The sequence below is a fragment of the Teretinema zuelzerae genome (genome assembly GCF_021021555.1).
GTDB classification, from domain to species: domain Bacteria; phylum Spirochaetota; class Spirochaetia; order Treponematales; family Treponemataceae; genus Teretinema; species Teretinema zuelzerae.
Map to the genome: position 1 here is coordinate 1,813,776 of NZ_JAINWA010000003.1, position 14,797 is coordinate 1,828,572.

At 32.9% G+C, this 14,797-nt stretch carries 16 protein-coding genes and 1 pseudogene; 4 read left to right on the forward strand and 13 right to left on the reverse strand.

Translation table 11 applies throughout. The features are described 5' to 3' along the window. Positions 1-947: 947 nt before the first annotated feature. From K7J14_RS15180 to K7J14_RS15200, 5 genes are all read right to left on the reverse strand, one after another. Positions 948-1,499 carry a hypothetical protein gene (locus K7J14_RS15180; RefSeq protein ID WP_230758387.1) on the reverse strand — a complete coding sequence of 184 codons (552 nt, stop codon included), beginning with the start codon at positions 1,497-1,499 and terminating at the stop codon, positions 948-950. After that, a complete protein-coding gene (locus tag K7J14_RS15185) occupies positions 1,496-1,909 on the reverse strand; it encodes a hypothetical protein (RefSeq protein WP_230758389.1) in 414 nt (137 codons plus the stop codon). Before K7J14_RS15185 ends, K7J14_RS15180 begins: the two co-directional genes overlap by 4 nt. Positions 1,910-2,073: 164 nt before the next feature. Next, complete coding sequence (locus K7J14_RS15190; protein ID WP_230758391.1) at positions 2,074-3,129, reverse strand: GGDEF domain-containing protein; 1,056 nt, start codon at positions 3,127-3,129, stop codon at positions 2,074-2,076. 153 nt (positions 3,130-3,282) lie between these two features. Further along, positions 3,283-3,504, reverse strand: a complete 222-nt coding sequence (locus tag K7J14_RS15195; protein ID WP_230758393.1) for an ATP-binding protein — start codon at positions 3,502-3,504, stop codon at positions 3,283-3,285. Between the two features lie 9 nt (positions 3,505-3,513). Further along, positions 3,514-3,768: an AAA family ATPase gene (locus K7J14_RS15200; protein ID WP_230758395.1), complete on the reverse strand. Its 255-nt coding sequence runs from the start codon at positions 3,766-3,768 to the stop codon at positions 3,514-3,516. A gap of 1,182 nt (positions 3,769-4,950) precedes the next feature. Between K7J14_RS15200 and K7J14_RS15205 the strand changes: the two genes are divergently transcribed. Next, positions 4,951-5,193 (forward strand): DUF6364 family protein, encoded by a 243-nt coding sequence (locus K7J14_RS15205; protein ID WP_230758398.1) that lies wholly within the window; start codon positions 4,951-4,953, stop codon positions 5,191-5,193. Further along, positions 5,174-5,581, forward strand: coding sequence for a PIN domain-containing protein (locus tag K7J14_RS15210; protein WP_230758080.1), 408 nt, complete (start codon positions 5,174-5,176; stop codon positions 5,579-5,581). Before K7J14_RS15205 ends, K7J14_RS15210 begins: the two co-directional genes overlap by 20 nt. A 306-nt stretch (positions 5,582-5,887) precedes the next feature. Here K7J14_RS15210 and K7J14_RS15215 read toward each other — a convergent pair whose 3' ends face one another. The 3 genes from K7J14_RS15215 to K7J14_RS15225 form a co-directional block, all read right to left on the reverse strand. After that, on the reverse strand, positions 5,888-6,958 hold the full coding sequence (locus K7J14_RS15215; protein ID WP_456243444.1) for an IS91 family transposase: 1,071 nt from the start codon (positions 6,956-6,958) through the stop codon (positions 5,888-5,890). 175 nt (positions 6,959-7,133) lie between these two features. Next, entirely contained in the window at positions 7,134-7,403 is a 270-nt protein-coding gene (locus K7J14_RS15220) for a hypothetical protein (protein WP_230758107.1), read from the reverse strand. A gap of 62 nt (positions 7,404-7,465) precedes the next feature. Continuing rightward, the gene (locus tag K7J14_RS15225) at positions 7,466-8,014 is read right to left on the reverse strand and encodes a GNAT family N-acetyltransferase (protein WP_230758404.1); all 549 of its coding nucleotides are present in this window, start codon (positions 8,012-8,014) and stop codon (positions 7,466-7,468) included. Between the two features lie 1,348 nt (positions 8,015-9,362). Here K7J14_RS15225 and K7J14_RS15230 point away from each other — a divergent pair. Then, complete coding sequence (locus tag K7J14_RS15230; protein WP_230758944.1) at positions 9,363-9,530, forward strand: hypothetical protein; 168 nt, start codon at positions 9,363-9,365, stop codon at positions 9,528-9,530. Then, positions 9,511-9,918 carry a PIN domain-containing protein gene (locus tag K7J14_RS15235; RefSeq protein WP_230758414.1) on the forward strand — a complete coding sequence of 136 codons (408 nt, stop codon included), beginning with the start codon at positions 9,511-9,513 and terminating at the stop codon, positions 9,916-9,918. Before K7J14_RS15230 ends, K7J14_RS15235 begins: the two co-directional genes overlap by 20 nt. A gap of 340 nt (positions 9,919-10,258) precedes the next feature. Here the strand turns inward: K7J14_RS15235 and K7J14_RS15240 are convergent, their stop codons facing one another. From K7J14_RS15240 to K7J14_RS15255, 5 genes and pseudogenes are all read right to left on the reverse strand, one after another. Next, on the reverse strand, positions 10,259-11,368 hold the full coding sequence (locus K7J14_RS15240) for an FRG domain-containing protein (protein ID WP_230758416.1): 1,110 nt from the start codon (positions 11,366-11,368) through the stop codon (positions 10,259-10,261). A gap of 137 nt (positions 11,369-11,505) precedes the next feature. Then, positions 11,506-12,057 carry a CDP-alcohol phosphatidyltransferase family protein gene (locus tag K7J14_RS15245; RefSeq protein ID WP_230758418.1) on the reverse strand — a complete coding sequence of 184 codons (552 nt, stop codon included), beginning with the start codon at positions 12,055-12,057 and terminating at the stop codon, positions 11,506-11,508. A gap of 9 nt (positions 12,058-12,066) precedes the next feature. Continuing rightward, entirely contained in the window at positions 12,067-13,269 is a 1,203-nt protein-coding gene (locus K7J14_RS15250) for an IS256 family transposase (protein WP_230756810.1), read from the reverse strand. Between the two features lie 97 nt (positions 13,270-13,366). Then, positions 13,367-13,507, reverse strand: a pseudogene (locus K7J14_RS16455) (hypothetical protein); the annotation flags it as partial. A 267-nt stretch (positions 13,508-13,774) separates the two neighbouring features. Continuing rightward, positions 13,775-14,761, reverse strand: a complete 987-nt coding sequence (locus tag K7J14_RS15255; protein ID WP_230758420.1) for a Kelch repeat-containing protein — start codon at positions 14,759-14,761, stop codon at positions 13,775-13,777. Between the last annotated feature and the right edge of the window lie 36 nt (positions 14,762-14,797).

Here is a 14,797-nt window from a genome sequence, read left to right on the forward strand (position 1 = left end):
ATTATATTTCGAGATTTATTAGCGTTCTTAGTTCTTCCATCCTCGCCCGCCGAAGGCGTGGGGATAACATTTATTTAACCTGCATTGCGTACATTGGCGCACTTTTTGCCGAGCGAAGCGACTAGCAAAAAGTGTGACAATAGCAATGTCAGGTTGAAATAGTTGTTATCCAATTTCTGGTTTCAGTTCTGCTGTAGCTTCGTTTCCAACTAATTTGTGTACTAAGCTTTTTACTTTTACAAACGTTACCAACGTCTTATATTTTATTACGTAACAAAAATATTTACTACAAAAAGCTCCGTTTTGGTCTTTATTCTACAGCAGCTTTATACAAAACATTTTTCTTACCTTTTCTTTCTCTTTTCTTCTATTATATAAGATCAAATCCAGTCCAATTACCTTGATTCGTTTCTGCAAAACATCAAGATCCTATTGTATAAAACTATAGAATGATAACCAGCAACTGAATCAGTTACTTATTTTGATTTGCTTCATACAAGCCACTGTAAGGTTATTTCTCGAAAACAATTGTGCAGGATTCTCATTTTACTGCTGAATAACCACAGTAATCTAAAAACTTTATATCCAGGATCTTATCAATTCAAGATGTTAAAATCAATTGAAAAGCAACGTCCTACAGTCGCCTTAAATTCTTGATAGTAAAAACGGAACACTGTTTTGCTGTTTTATTTTTAATGTATCTTCAGCATTTGTCGCGAGAACTTGCACCGTATTACAAATTATATTTCGAGATTTATTAGCGTTCTTAGTTCTTCCATCCTCGCCCGCCGAAGGCGTGGGGATAACATTTGCTTAACCTGCGTTTTGTTTGGCGCGGTTTTTGCCGAGCGCAGCGAAGTGCAAAAATCCGTGACAAGCAAATAAGTCAGGTTGAAGCAGTTGTTAGGTTTTTTCATATTACTTATTAATGATGTTGATAAAATAGATCAATAGGATATCTTCATACCTGTTACATATAGATCATAAATTACATTGGCAATTTTCTTATGATAATAACTTGCTCCTATCAGTCCTGATCCTGTTATAACAAACGAAGCAGGGAGGATCATTGCCTCAACATCAGAACCACTTGTCATATACAAAAAAAAGGATCCCCAAACAGTTAACATCCCACCAATAGAACGTTCCAAGACAATCCATTCATTGTTAAATGTATTAATTTTGGTAACATTTATTTCTAATTCTGTTATTCCATTAAATTGAGTATTTAATATTTCTTTGTTTAAATCCTCCTCAATACATAATTCATATTCTTTAACTGATAACGGAACTTTTATCTTTTTTTGGATTTCAAATCGTTCAGCATTCTTAAAGTCACTTGAATTTAGTATTTCTTTATCATTTCCTATACTTGCTGAGGCAGAAACAGGATAATAAGTTTCTAAGGGTTTTAGCATAATATTCTGATCTATTGTTGAGCACGATATAAATAATATAGAAATATAAAAAATTAAAAACATAAACCTTAGTTTTTTCATTTATTATTCCCCATTGTAGATTTGACAACAAAATTAGATATAAATTTACGATTATAACCATTGAAACTTGATTTTTCTTTAACACTCAGTTTAAAAGAATCAATTACATACCAATTTGTACTTACGGATGGTAAATCTATAAATTGTTCAGTAAGATTCTTTGTCATATTAAAACTATCAGAAAAACTTTGTGAGTCACGTCCTGAACCTAACACATAATTATACTCATAATATTCTGATGATAATTCAAAAACGTGTGTTTCAACGAGCTCATTCTTTATCGGACTTAACATAATTGGCATTTGCTGATTAGCTAAGTTCAAACTTAATTGTTTAGTTGGAAACTGCTTGCATCCAACTAATCCAATGAAAATAATTATCAAATAAATAATTATTTTATATCCTTTCATATTTTCTCCTATATCATAAATTGATTATTACAATCAAAATTTGATGACTACTAATACTTTAATAAACCTAACATTTGCTTAACCTGTATTTTCGCGCCCGCAGGGCTTGGCGCATTTTGTGTATAAGGAGCGTAGCGACAGCACAAAATGTGACAAAGAAAATATCAGGTTGAAGCAGTTGTTAGGTTTAATTCATTTACAATTACTCGATTGCGGCCCGCTTGTTTTGCTTTATACAGCGCTGTGTCAGCACGAAGTATATGTTGTTTTAGTTCTTGTTTATCATCGATTAATGATACACCAACACTAATCGTTATTTTATGCTCAATAATTTCAGTACTTTCTACACTACTACGCAATCTCTCAGCATATTGAATTAATTGTGGTATTTCCGTAAACGACACAAGTATTAAGAACTCCTCGCCTCCATATCTAAAAATTGCATCATTCTCACGAGTATTTTCCACCATTATTTCAGCTATTCTTTTTAAAACCTTATCTCCAACATCATGTCCAAAAGTATCATTGACATACTTAAAATGATCAATATCACATATTAAAACAGCAAGAAAGCTTGATTTCCTTAAACTATCTGATAGTTTTACATTATATATTTGATGTAAATAATTTCTATTTAATAGGTTTGTTAATTGATCGTGAGAAGCCTTTTTTTCAATGTTTTCTTGAACAACTTTTCTGATAAAAAAGCCAACAAGTCCTAAAATACATACAATCGCAAATAATAGAAATAAAAACAAATACTGTAAAGCAATGTGGTTATGAGTTTTTATTTCAATTTTATTTACCACAATGTTTGATAACTTCCATAAATTCTCGCTACTATTTAATATTCGATCTTTTTGATTATTCTTAAGAATCTCTTTATATTCTGTCCAAGATTGCAGTAGGTTTGAAAATTCAACTTTATCATTACTGTTAAACACTCCGGTCTTCGAATTTACAAAATCTGATATTATAAAATTTGTTTCATCGATCATTTTTACTGATTCTTTTATGTCCTGATTCAATAAATACAATTTGGTAACACGTTGAATTCCCCCTCTAATTGAACCAGTACTATTAATAAAATTAGTTAATTTTTGAATATCATTTACTACATATAGAAAACTGACTGTTGAAAATACTATTATGATAATCGTGATTAAAACAGAAATCAAAACAAGATTAGATCGCCGAGAAATAACTTTACTTGTGTTCATACTTTTCTCCTCTGCGCCGAAGGCGTCAACCTAACATTTAGTTAACCTGCATTGCGTACATTGGCGCACTTCTTGCCGAGGAGCGTAGCGACGACTGCAAAAAGTGTGACAATAGCAATGTCAGGTTGAACTAGTTGTTAGACGCTTTTTTTCTCAGAATCCATTAATAATAATGAGTTCTCCTTCATCCTCTGTTGGAAATTCAAAATTATCATAATATTTTTCCGTTTCTTCAGTAGTTAACATTATTTCATCTGCATTACTACCATTTCTTTTTTCTATTCTCTCTATTACTATACTTTTTAAAGTTTTTATAACAATAATCTTAGGTTCAAGATTATATTCTTTTAAAATTTCCTTATATTTTTTTCGCATTTTTTTTGATCAAAAAGAAAAATCTAAAACCACATCTATTCCATTAACAATATTTTCTTTTAGTATTTTTATAAGTCTGTTTTCAATTTCTTGATGCATTTCTTTTGATAAAGGATGTTTAGTAATACCCAGTTTAAATGATTCTTCATCAAACGATAAACGTAAAAAACCTTCCCGTTCAAGTTTTTTAGCATAAGTTGTTTTTCCTGATCCTGCTGGACCACACATAAAAAAAACATTTGGTTTAATTGGGTTTTTTTTCATAAATAAAGCCTTTATACATTTATAAGATTCTAAATCACAAAATCATATGTTTCGTATATCAACCATTATTTTGAATTATACTAGGCTTATAAGGCTTGGTTAAAAATCATTTTTAAATTGAATTACTAACAAAGTAGAAAAATAAGACTGCTAAACAATAGTTTTTTATTTGTTCTTCATTACTAAATTTCCTCGGCCCGAAGGGTCCGTCTAACATTTATTTAACCTGCATTGCGTACATTGGCGCACTTTTTGCCGAGCGAAGCGACTAGCAAAAAGTGTGACAATAGCAATGTCAGGTTGAAATAGTTGTTATCCAATTTTTGGTTTCAGTTCTGCTGTAGCTTCGTTTCCAACTAATTTGTGTACTAAGCTTTTTACTTTTACAAACGTTACCAACGTCTTAAATTTTAATACGCAACAAAAATATTTCCTACAGAAAGCTCCGTTATGTTTTTATTCTACAGCAGCTTTATACAAAACATTTTTCTTATTTTTATCTCTTTTCTTCTATTATATAAGACCAAATCCAGTCCAATTATCTTGATTCGTTTCTGCAAAACATCAAGATCCTATTGTATAAAACAATAGAATGATAACCAGTAACTGAATCAGTTACTTATTTTTGATTTGCTTCATACAAGCCACTGTAAGGTTATTTCTCGAAACCAATTGTGCAGGATTCTCATTTTACTGCTGAATAACCACAGTAATCTAAAAACCTTATATCCAGGATCTTTTCAATTCAAGATGTTAAAATCAATTGAAAAGCAACGTCCTACAGTCGCCTTAAATTCTTGGAAGTGAAAACGGAACACTGCTTTGCTGTTTTATTTTTAATGGATCTTCAGCATTTGTCGCGAGAGCTTGCACAGTAATCCAAATTATAATTCGAGATTTATAAGCGTTTTTAGTTCTTCTATCCTCGCCCGCCGAAGGCGTGGGGATAACATTTGCTTAACCTGCATTGCGAAGCAATGTCAGGTTGAAGCAGTTGTTAGACAATTTTTTATCAAAATAGCTAATTCATTATAGTACAAAGAAATAGTATTATTGCTATTTCATATTTCTTTATCAGATATTGATTTAATAGAATTTAATATTACCATTAAAAACACTTTCGAATCATTTATTGACTTATTATACGTATTGTTTTACATTTTATACGTAAGGAGGTTGATTATGTCTAAGAAATTAACATTGAACATTGATGATGAATTGATTACTTTTGCTCATTCCTATTCTCAACAAAATGGTTTGTCTATTTCTAAGCTGTTCGAGCAGTATCTTAATCGTTTACGATCAACTGATCAAAACCAAGAACTAAATTCTAAGACGACTACTTTATATGGTCTTTTCCAAGACTCACCTATTCCAGATAAAAAACTATTAAGGACAAAATTTCATGAAAAAGATACTAATTGATTTAAATATCATTCTTGATTTTTTGAATAAAAGAAATTTCCATGTAGAAGCAGCTCAAGTTATTAATATGTGTGTAGAAAAGAAAATATCTGGCTACATCTGTGCTCATGAAGTAACAACGTTATCATATTTTCTACTAAAAGATCAAAAAGATAAAACAAAAGTAATAAATACAATTACAGCATTACTAGATATATTCAATATAATTCCAATTGATGAAACTATTTTGCGGGATTCATTAATATCACCAATTTCTGATTACGAAGATGCAGTTATTGAAGTGAGTTCAATGAAATCAAATATTGACTACATTATTTCACGTAATATTTCTGACTTTAAATCTTCTCGTATTCCAACGTATACACCAGAACAATTTTTAATTCTTTAATTCTTTCCTCGCCCGCCGAAGGCGTGTGTCTAACATTTGCTTAACCTGCATTGCGAAGCAATGTCAGGTTGAAGCAGTTGTTAGTCGCTTCTCTCTTATTGCATTTCAAATGATTTGATTTGGAAGATTTTACAGGTTTCTTTCTACTAGTTGCTGCTTTTAATACTTATACTCATCATCTTTTGTACTAGTTTCATTTTTTATTATATCTCTTTCACATTTATTTCTTTCATTTCTTTTTTTTGGACATATCTTTACCAGGTCTTTTACTATCTTGGAGTCGCTATACTCTTACACCCATTCTCTTTACGTTTCAGGAAGCTTTATCTTACACAATATTTCATGTGCAGGAACTTCTTCATACGGTTCCAAGGTCATAATGATTTCCATTGCCGCATGACATATAGGACAATGATCTACACATTCCGCTTCTTCCATCTCTATTTCCATCGGAAATATTTTCTGCAGTTTTTCTAACTGATCACTGTATTGGTTTGAGTATAATCCATAATTCCGTACTGTTACAGTATGAGGGACAGGTATGTGATTCATGTATCGAGATACAAACAGTTCCTTATCCAACTCAATTCGCGTCTCTTTCCCTGCATGACGTTCAATATAACTAAATGTTCCTTTCTCTTCGTTTTCCACCAATTCTTGATTAAGGTTTATCACTACACCCTTAGCGGCGTGTGCTAAATATCCTATTATCTTTTGTACATTTCCCTGATAATATGTTGCGTATACATTCCATTCGCGATCATTAATATCCTTCTGTTCAGGAATATCTTGTATATGTTTTCTCTGTAATTCCTTAACAAGATATTCTTTTATCACATCAGTAATTCGCGTATATGATATCGTTCCTAACGGCATCCAGTCACCGTTACCAGTCAGTCCACCATCAGATAACACGCAATGTATATGCGGTTTATAAGACATCCCCTTTCCATGTGTTTGAAATACCGCTATACATCCAGGGGTTATTCCATAATATTTCGATATGTTATTTATTGCACGCTTTACACATTCGAAAAAAGCGTTCATGAAATCTTTCTTATTTCTGAGCCACACGCCAGTGAAAACCTGTGGAATTGATATGACTAAATGGAAGTGATTAACATTTAATACAGACGTTAATACCTTATCCTCCCATCTTTTCTGGTTCGCTTTATAACAGATAGGACAACCACGTTGGTTACAGGAATTATATACAGTTGCGATTGTTCCACATTTTGTGCATTGCACAACTCGGCCGCCATACCGGGTTGTTTTACACTCCCTCATATTCTGAAGAGAGCGTTTTTGTTTCGCATCAAGCTTAAAGGATCTTTTAAGCGCAACAGAGCATATCTGCTCGAGTATACGGTTCTTCATGCATAACTTGTATGCACAAATTCCTTTTCCTGCCTAACATATTCTTTCTTTTCCTCGGCGCCGTAGGCGTCCGACTAACATTGGTTTAACCTGCGTTTTGTTTGGCGCGGTTTTTGCCGAGCGCAGCGAAGTGCAAAAATCCGTGACAAGCAAATAAGTCAGGTTGAAACCGTTGTTAGTCGCTTTCTCTTGATATAAACACACCACCAAATAAACTTGTCATTGCATAGAAAGTGATATATTGATCATTATTTATTGATAACCGCACATAATATTTTGTCCCAGATCCTGGACCAACTGGACCAAACAATGACCAACAAACACTTAATCCTGTGATATTTTGATAGTTCTTTTTTACATATTTAACAATTCGTTGTCGCAAGTAATAAATATATATTACATACACAGGAATAACGACAGCTATACTCATTAAAAATGATTTCATTGTAACTTCCTTTTATTATGATTATCAATTAAACTCATCAATCAAAAAAGTTAAATAAATACTCAATTATTACCGGTTATTAAATATTCTGCTTTAATTAATTTTGATACATGTTGATTGCTTATTGTATCAACTGGATTAAATCCGTTTCGTGTATACATCTCGGTAATAGGTTTTCTGTTTCCATCATAATCTAATCGTATGTATTTTTTATTCATTTCTCGTCCATATTCTTTTACCCACTTAAGTATTCTATCAGAGTAATTCTTACCACAATACTTATTACTGATAACAAATTTGTAAAAAAAATATGTTGAATTATCAGTTACTTCTGGCCAATACAACCGATCATACTCAACTAAAATGAAACCACCAATAATTTCATTATTAATTATTCCTACATAAAAAACGGGATTCTCATATTTTTTATTCAATGCCTCAAGAATAAATTGAGATTCATCCCATAATGGTTTATTCATTGATCGCAACCATTTTACTTTCTCAATATAGATAGAAAGTAATGTATTTATTTCAGTAGAATCAGCTATTTTTATCGTTAACATAAATTCCTTTAATTTCTTTCTTCGGCGCCGTAGGCGTCCGACTAACATTTGCTTAACCTGCGTTTTGTTTGGCGCGGTTTTTGCCGAGCGTAGCGAAGTGCAAAAATCCGTGACAAGCAAATAAGTCAGGTTGAAGCAGTTGTTAGATCGCCAACTGTTAAACAATTCAGTTTATAACCAACTACATCAATGTTAGAAAACGATTTGCAGTACCATTAAAAACCCGAAGGCTGAATCCTTATGACTTGTTATAATGTGAAGACTGAGGCAACTCTTCTGCATATCGTTTTCTAACATCAGTTCCTGCAAGTTTTAGCACAAGTGGTATGAAGTCAACTTCATCAACGAAAGAAAAAGTTTTAATCACAATGACACTTTAAGTAATAAACTAGGTGCAAACTGTATAACCGTTTTTCAGAGTGTTATCATCTGTTGAACTTTTTCTTAAGTCTATTTTCAGTGACAGTTTACTTCAGTTATACACAATCTTCTTCCAAATCTATTTCTTTTTCTTCTTCTATTAATAAGTGTAGATTGGTCGTTCTAACATTTGCTTAACCTGCGTTTTGTTTGGCGCGGTTTTTGCCGAGCGTAGCGAAGTGCAAAAATCCGTGACAAGCAAATAAGTCAGGTTGAAGCAGTTGTTAGATCGCCAACTGTTAAACACTTCAGTTTATAACCAACTACATCAATGTTAGAAAACGATTTGCAGTACCATTAAAAACCCGAAGGCTGAATCCTTATGACTTGTTATAATGTGAAGACTGAGGCAACTCTTCTGCATATCGTTTTCTAACATCTGTTCCTGCAAGTTTTAGCACAAGTGGTATGAAGTCAACTTCATCAACGAAAGAAAAAGTTTTAATCACGATAACACTTTAAGTAATAAACTAGGTGCAAACTGTATAACCGTCTTCCAGAGTGTTATCATCTGTTGAACTTTTTCTTAAGTCTATTTTCAGTGACAGTTTACTTCAGTTATACACAATCTTCTTCCAAATCTATTTCTTTTTCTTCTATTAATAAGTGTAGATTGGTCGAACTAACATTTGCTTAACCTGCGTTTTGTTTGGCGCGGTTTTTGCCGAGCGCAGCGAAGTGCAAAAATCCGTGACAAGCAAATAAGTCAGGTTGAAGCAGTTGTTAGACAATTTTTTTTAGAAATAGCTAATTCATTATAATACAAAGAAATAGTATTATTGCTATTTCATATTTCTTTATCATATATAGATTTAATAGAATTTATTATTACCATTAAAAACACTTTCGAATCATTTATTGACTTATTATACGTATTGTTTTACATTTTATACGTAAGGAGGTTGATTATGTCTAAAAAATTAACATTGATGATGAATTGATTACTTTTGCTCATTCCTATTCTCAACAAAATGGTTTGTCTATTTCTAAGCTGTTCGAGCAGTATCTTAATCGTTTACGATCAACTGATCAAAACCAAGAACTAAATTCTAAAACGACTACTTTATATGGTCTTTTCCAAGACTCACCTATTCCAGATAAAAAACTATTAAGGACAAAATTTCATGAAAAAGATTCTCATTGATTTAAATATCATTCTTGATTTTTTGAATAAAAGAAATTTCCATGTAGAAGCAGCTCAAGTTATTAATATGTGTGTAGAAAAGAAAATATCTGGCTACATCTGTGCTCATGAAGTAACAACGTTATCATATTTTCTACTAAAAGATCAAAAAGATAAAACAAAAGTAATAAATACAATTACAGCATTACTAGATATATTCAATATAATTCCAATTGATGAAACTATTTTGCGGGATTCATTAATATCACCAATTTCTGATTACGAAGATGCAGTTATTGAAGTGAGTTCAATGAAAACAAATATTGACTACATTATTTCACGTAATATTTCTGACTTTAAATCTTCTCGTATTCCAACGTATACACCAGAACAATTTTTACTTCTTTAATTCTTTCCTCGCCCGCCGAAGGCGTGTGTCTAACATTTGCTTAACCTGTAATTCCGGCCCGTAGGGATTGGCGTGAAAATTGCCACAAAGGAGCGTAGCGACGACTGCAATTTTCATGACAAAAGGAATTATCAGGTTGAAGCAGTTGTTAGATGAAACTCCTATTAATATTTTATCTCATACTTCTGAGCAATAAACTTGGCACTATTCTCGATGTATGGAAAAACAGTACTTTCATTGATGTTTAATTTATCAAGATCTTCAAGTATTTTGCTTTTTCGTTTAATAGATATTCTTTCGATGATGATATTGTCATCGCCATTTTCATCTAATACAGCATTCAAACCAAATAGGAAAAAAGCTCCTGATTGAGAAAGAATTCTACTATTGTTATATTTTCCTTTAACACACACAATTTTTGTATATCTTTTGGAACAATTTTTGGCTCGAAAAAAGGTTTTTCTTCTTTTATGAAATGGATAAGACGTTTTATAGAAGATTGATTATTAAATACTTTTGAATTCAAATCGATGTTATCCTGATCTTTTTTAGGCAATCGTGCAAGGTTTGATAAACAACTCACAGTATCAGAATCAAAATACTTTATTTCATCTGTTTTTACATGGAAAATAATCACTTCACCTTCAGTATCACTATTAGATTTACATGCAAAATATAAAGCTATTAATGGATTTGAAGTTATATCCAGTAGCCTTGTTGGTAAAGAATAGTGCTGCATTTTTATTAAGACATCAATTGTCGAACTATAATCAATAAACTCCGAAGGATTTGCAATTAGCATTTCACGATATATTAATGATTCGTTTTGTAAATACTTATAATTACCATTGATATCTTTTCTAAATAATGAAGGAGTTAATCGATACCCATCCCTTTTTGAATGGCCACGATAAAATATTGTTCTGCTAGCATCTTTATTTATTTCAAATATTTTCTTTATAAAGCCATTAAGACTCATTACAGATATTTTATCATCATTCGATGTATTCGGAATTTCCGTATTACTAAATTCGTATTGCTTTTTAAAAAGAGTATTTAAATCAATTAGATTAACCTGATGTAATCTTTCAAACAAATTTTCGTCTTTAACAGCCCAATGAGTTCTATTTATTTCCCAATCACGAATATCAAAAAGCGTTGCATTACTTTCAATTATTTTGACATCTAATGGTTCAATTTCATCATCAAAAGCATATTCAATTAATATCTTTTGATCTCTTTGTTTTATTGATGTCAAATGTCCAATCCGGAATTTACTTTTATATTGCTCGAATCCAAAGAGACACGGAATATTTTTTAATTCATTGTGATTATTTAGGAATTGGCTCGCAATGTTTTCTCGTGTAAATTCTAAAAACCTACTTTTATCAAATTCAAAGTATTTTTTATCCCATGCTTCCTTAAATGATGCAATAAAAAGATTGTACATTTTTATCCTTTTTAGCGCCGAAGGCGTCCATCTAACATTTGCTTAACCTGCGTTTTGTTTGGCGCGGTTTTTGCCGAGCGTAGCGAAGTGCAAAAATCCGTGACAAGCAAATAAGTCAGGTTGAAGCAGTTGTTAGGTTATCGGTTTTTAGAACTCATATCAAATACACTTTTCCTGTTTTCATCTGGATTCTTTACTAGTATTTCTATTAAAATTTCTTCTATTCCTGCTAAAAGAATAAAAAACAATACATATATCATAATTTTATATATCTCTAGAGTAATAACAGTTATTACTCCAATAACCACCATTATTCCACTTAGCTTATTCAGAATCGTATGTATAAAAACCAATTTTTTATACTTAATCAATCCGATAATTAATGGAATAAACTTAACAACTACAACACACATTAATAATTTTCTATTTTCGATCAATACATATCTTCTATACACTATCACATAAGCTAATAGCATTATAAAGAATAGCATATCTCCTAAAGAATCCAGTTGTGATCCAAATTGACTTTGACAGTTGAATTTTCGTGCAAAATAACCATCCAAAATATCTGTCAATCCAATACCGATTATCAATGTAATTAACAGTAGATTATTTTCTGTAATAAATAAAAGTGCCGGACAAAGGACTATGCGAATAATTGATAATATATTTGGAATGTAGCATTTCATTTCTAACGATTATGCAACCTTTTTTCTGTAAATTTCGTTCAAAGCAGGTCGGTCGGTTGACTCAGGCAAGTACCGTTTGTCATTCTGCCACTGGTCGTTTTGTTCGATCAGCATAGAAGCCGCAAGGCGAAGTAAACTCTCGGCGTTCGGGAAAACACCCACTACTTTCGTTCGCCTGTTGATCTCCTTCATCTGGCGCTCTGCCAGATTCGATGTTCGCATTTTCCTCCTGTGATTCTCCGGGATGTTGAATACACTCAATCCTTCCCGTATATTCTCATCGGCCCAAGCCGCTAAACGCGGATGGGTTTTTTGATATTTTTCAACGAGCTGTTGCAAATATCGTTCCGCGTTCTCGCGGTCAGGTGCATTGAACACCTTCCGAATATCAGCGGCTATCAGCGGGATGTCATCTTTTTTCGTGACGTAGGAGTGGGCATTCTGCTGCAGATGAAACTGGCAGCGTTGCCACAGAATTCCAGGGAAGACAGCATCGATTGCAGCGCGCAGTCCTGAGTGGTCATCACTGGTGATCATTCGCAGGCCGTGCATCCCTCGTCGTACGAGATCCTCGAGAAAGGAACGCCAGTTTACCTCTGCCTCACTGTTCGCGACTTCGGCGTCAAGAATATGCCGATTCCCGCTGTAATCAACGCCAATAGCCACTAGAAGAGCCTGCTTGACCACCTGGGAACCGACGCGCACCGATTCATAGGTCGCATCAAGTACCAAGTATTGAATCTGTCCGACAGGCTGCGCCTTCCAAGACGTAATCTCTTCATCGAGCTCCTTTGCCAGCCTGCTGACCTGGGACGAGCTGACTTCGGTGCCACAAAGAATTTCGACGATATCCGAGACCCTGCGGGTACTTACTCCTTTGACATACATTTCGGCGATGGCGAGCTTGAGAGCACGCTCACTGCGCATGCCTTTCTCGATGCAGCTGGGGTAAAACTCCATCCCGCGAACTTGTGGTACTTTCAAGAGGACTTTCCCGGTCGCAAGATTGAGCGTCTTGTCTTTAAATCCATTGGCATGCCCAGTACGCTCTTCCGTGCGTTCATATGGTTCGGCGTTGAGAGCCTTTGCTCGCTCGATCTTCATGGCCTCATTGACGACCACTTCGATAACACGAGAAAATTTATTGTCCCCATTCGCTGCCAGCATCTGGATCACTTGCTCCAAAAGTGTATATTCTGATTCGTAGGCCATCGGGTTCTCCTTATGGTTGGTTTGGTCACTTACCATTTGAGCCCGATCGGCCTGCTTTTTTCAACCCAATTTACAGAAAGAATTGTACACTAACTTTCTAACAAACCCCACACTTCATATTTTCTCTGTGCAGTTTTAATAGTGAAGCATTTTGTTTTATAGTGATTGTAATTCCTTTATGTAGAACATAGAATCTTTTACCTCTACATTCTACTAAACTACTATTATCATTAATAGTTTGGTTACACCATTAAATAATACTGATATTATCTATTCAAACATTTTTTAGCGGATTCGTTGTAAGCCTAATTTAGTAGTATAAATTTGATTTCTATTTTGTATTAGCAATTTTTTTCTGTAATCATTATTATTAATTTATTTCCTCGCCCGCCGAAGGCGTGAACCTAACATTTGCTTAACCTGCGTTTTGTTTGGCGCGGTTTTTGCCGAGCGTAGCGAAGTGCAAAAATCCGTGACAAGCAAATAAGTCAGGTTGAAGCAGTTGTTAGAAAAAAATTTCTGTATACATTGGATTCTTTTCTAAAACATTCAAATCTAAAGACCATTTATATGGCTGGATTTTATTCATACTAAAACCTCCATATATAAATATTCTATTTTTACTTGAACAATAAAATACAACACTTTCATTCAAGTCAAATGGTAATCCTTGAACAAATAAATCATTAAACTCATTTTTTTCAATATCATAATATATAATGGATCTACACACTTCCATTCCATTATATGTTCCTAACATAAAAAACACTTTCTTATATTTTTCTATATACACTGCTTTTGAAAATGTACGACCAACAAATTCATTACATTTTTTGCTAATGAACTTCATATTCTTTAAGTCCATTAACAAATATTCACTATGACATATAGGATAATCATTCTGTGTAAAACCAGAGAAACATAAAACCTTATCAGTTTTTATACATATTGATGTTGAGCCGGTCTTAAATACAATATTTTCATCAAGAATAAATGTGTCACATGTTTTCGTGGTAATATCAAAAACATTCAGTAATTGCGGATCACAATTTAATCCACCATAGTAATATATTTTCTTATCTTCAATACTTAACACGCTTGATGACCGAAATTTTATATTTGGTGCATCTATTTTTTCTATCTCATCATTTTCCAAGTCATAAATAAGAATTTCATCAAATACTTTAGTTGAACCAAATTGTGTATATGATAAACCTCCAACTATGTATAGTTTGTTGTCATAAAAATACATTTCATGATTTATTCTTGGAGTGACTGGTAAAATAGTATTTTTACATATTTTTGAAGTACTAATATCAAAGACAACTAATTCACTTGTTGGAGTAAATTTATTGGTAATTCCACCAAATACAAACAGCATTGAATTTTTTTGATCAATACAAGAAGCAGCACTTCCTTTTAAGAAAGGACTGTTTTCATCTAGTAATTCATAATCCCAATAGTCTTGTAATTCAAAAGAAATCATTTTCATTTTTTGTAATATCCTTTTTTCGCGCCGCGAAAGCGG

Bases quoted from the DNA above. Each gene is read 5' to 3' on its own strand.
- K7J14_RS15180 (WP_230758387.1), bottom strand. From the start codon at position 1,499: ATGAAAAAACTAAGGTTTATGTTTTTAATTTTTTATATTTCTATATTA.
- K7J14_RS15185 (WP_230758389.1), bottom strand. From the start codon at position 1,909: ATGAAAGGATATAAAATAATTATTTATTTGATAATTATTTTCATTGGA.
- K7J14_RS15190 (WP_230758391.1), bottom strand. From the start codon at position 3,129: ATGAACACAAGTAAAGTTATTTCTCGGCGATCTAATCTTGTTTTGATT.
- K7J14_RS15195 (WP_230758393.1), bottom strand. From the start codon at position 3,504: ATGCGAAAAAAATATAAGGAAATTTTAAAAGAATATAATCTTGAACCT.
- K7J14_RS15200 (WP_230758395.1), bottom strand. From the start codon at position 3,768: ATGAAAAAAAACCCAATTAAACCAAATGTTTTTTTTATGTGTGGTCCA.
- K7J14_RS15205 (WP_230758398.1), top strand. From the start codon at position 4,951: ATGTCTAAGAAATTAACATTGAACATTGATGATGAATTGATTACTTTT.
- K7J14_RS15210 (WP_230758080.1), top strand. From the start codon at position 5,174: ATGAAAAAGATACTAATTGATTTAAATATCATTCTTGATTTTTTGAAT.
- K7J14_RS15215 (WP_456243444.1), bottom strand. From the start codon at position 6,958: ATGAAGAACCGTATACTCGAGCAGATATGCTCTGTTGCGCTTAAAAGA.
- K7J14_RS15220 (WP_230758107.1), bottom strand. From the start codon at position 7,403: ATGAAATCATTTTTAATGAGTATAGCTGTCGTTATTCCTGTGTATGTA.
- K7J14_RS15225 (WP_230758404.1), bottom strand. From the start codon at position 8,014: ATGTTAGTCGGACGCCTACGGCGCCGAAGAAAGAAATTAAAGGAATTT.
- K7J14_RS15235 (WP_230758414.1), top strand. From the start codon at position 9,511: ATGAAAAAGATTCTCATTGATTTAAATATCATTCTTGATTTTTTGAAT.
- K7J14_RS15240 (WP_230758416.1), bottom strand. From the start codon at position 11,368: ATGTACAATCTTTTTATTGCATCATTTAAGGAAGCATGGGATAAAAAA.
- K7J14_RS15245 (WP_230758418.1), bottom strand. From the start codon at position 12,057: ATGAAATGCTACATTCCAAATATATTATCAATTATTCGCATAGTCCTT.
- K7J14_RS15250 (WP_230756810.1), bottom strand. From the start codon at position 13,269: ATGGCCTACGAATCAGAATATACACTTTTGGAGCAAGTGATCCAGATG.
- K7J14_RS15255 (WP_230758420.1), bottom strand. From the start codon at position 14,761: ATGAAAATGATTTCTTTTGAATTACAAGACTATTGGGATTATGAATTA.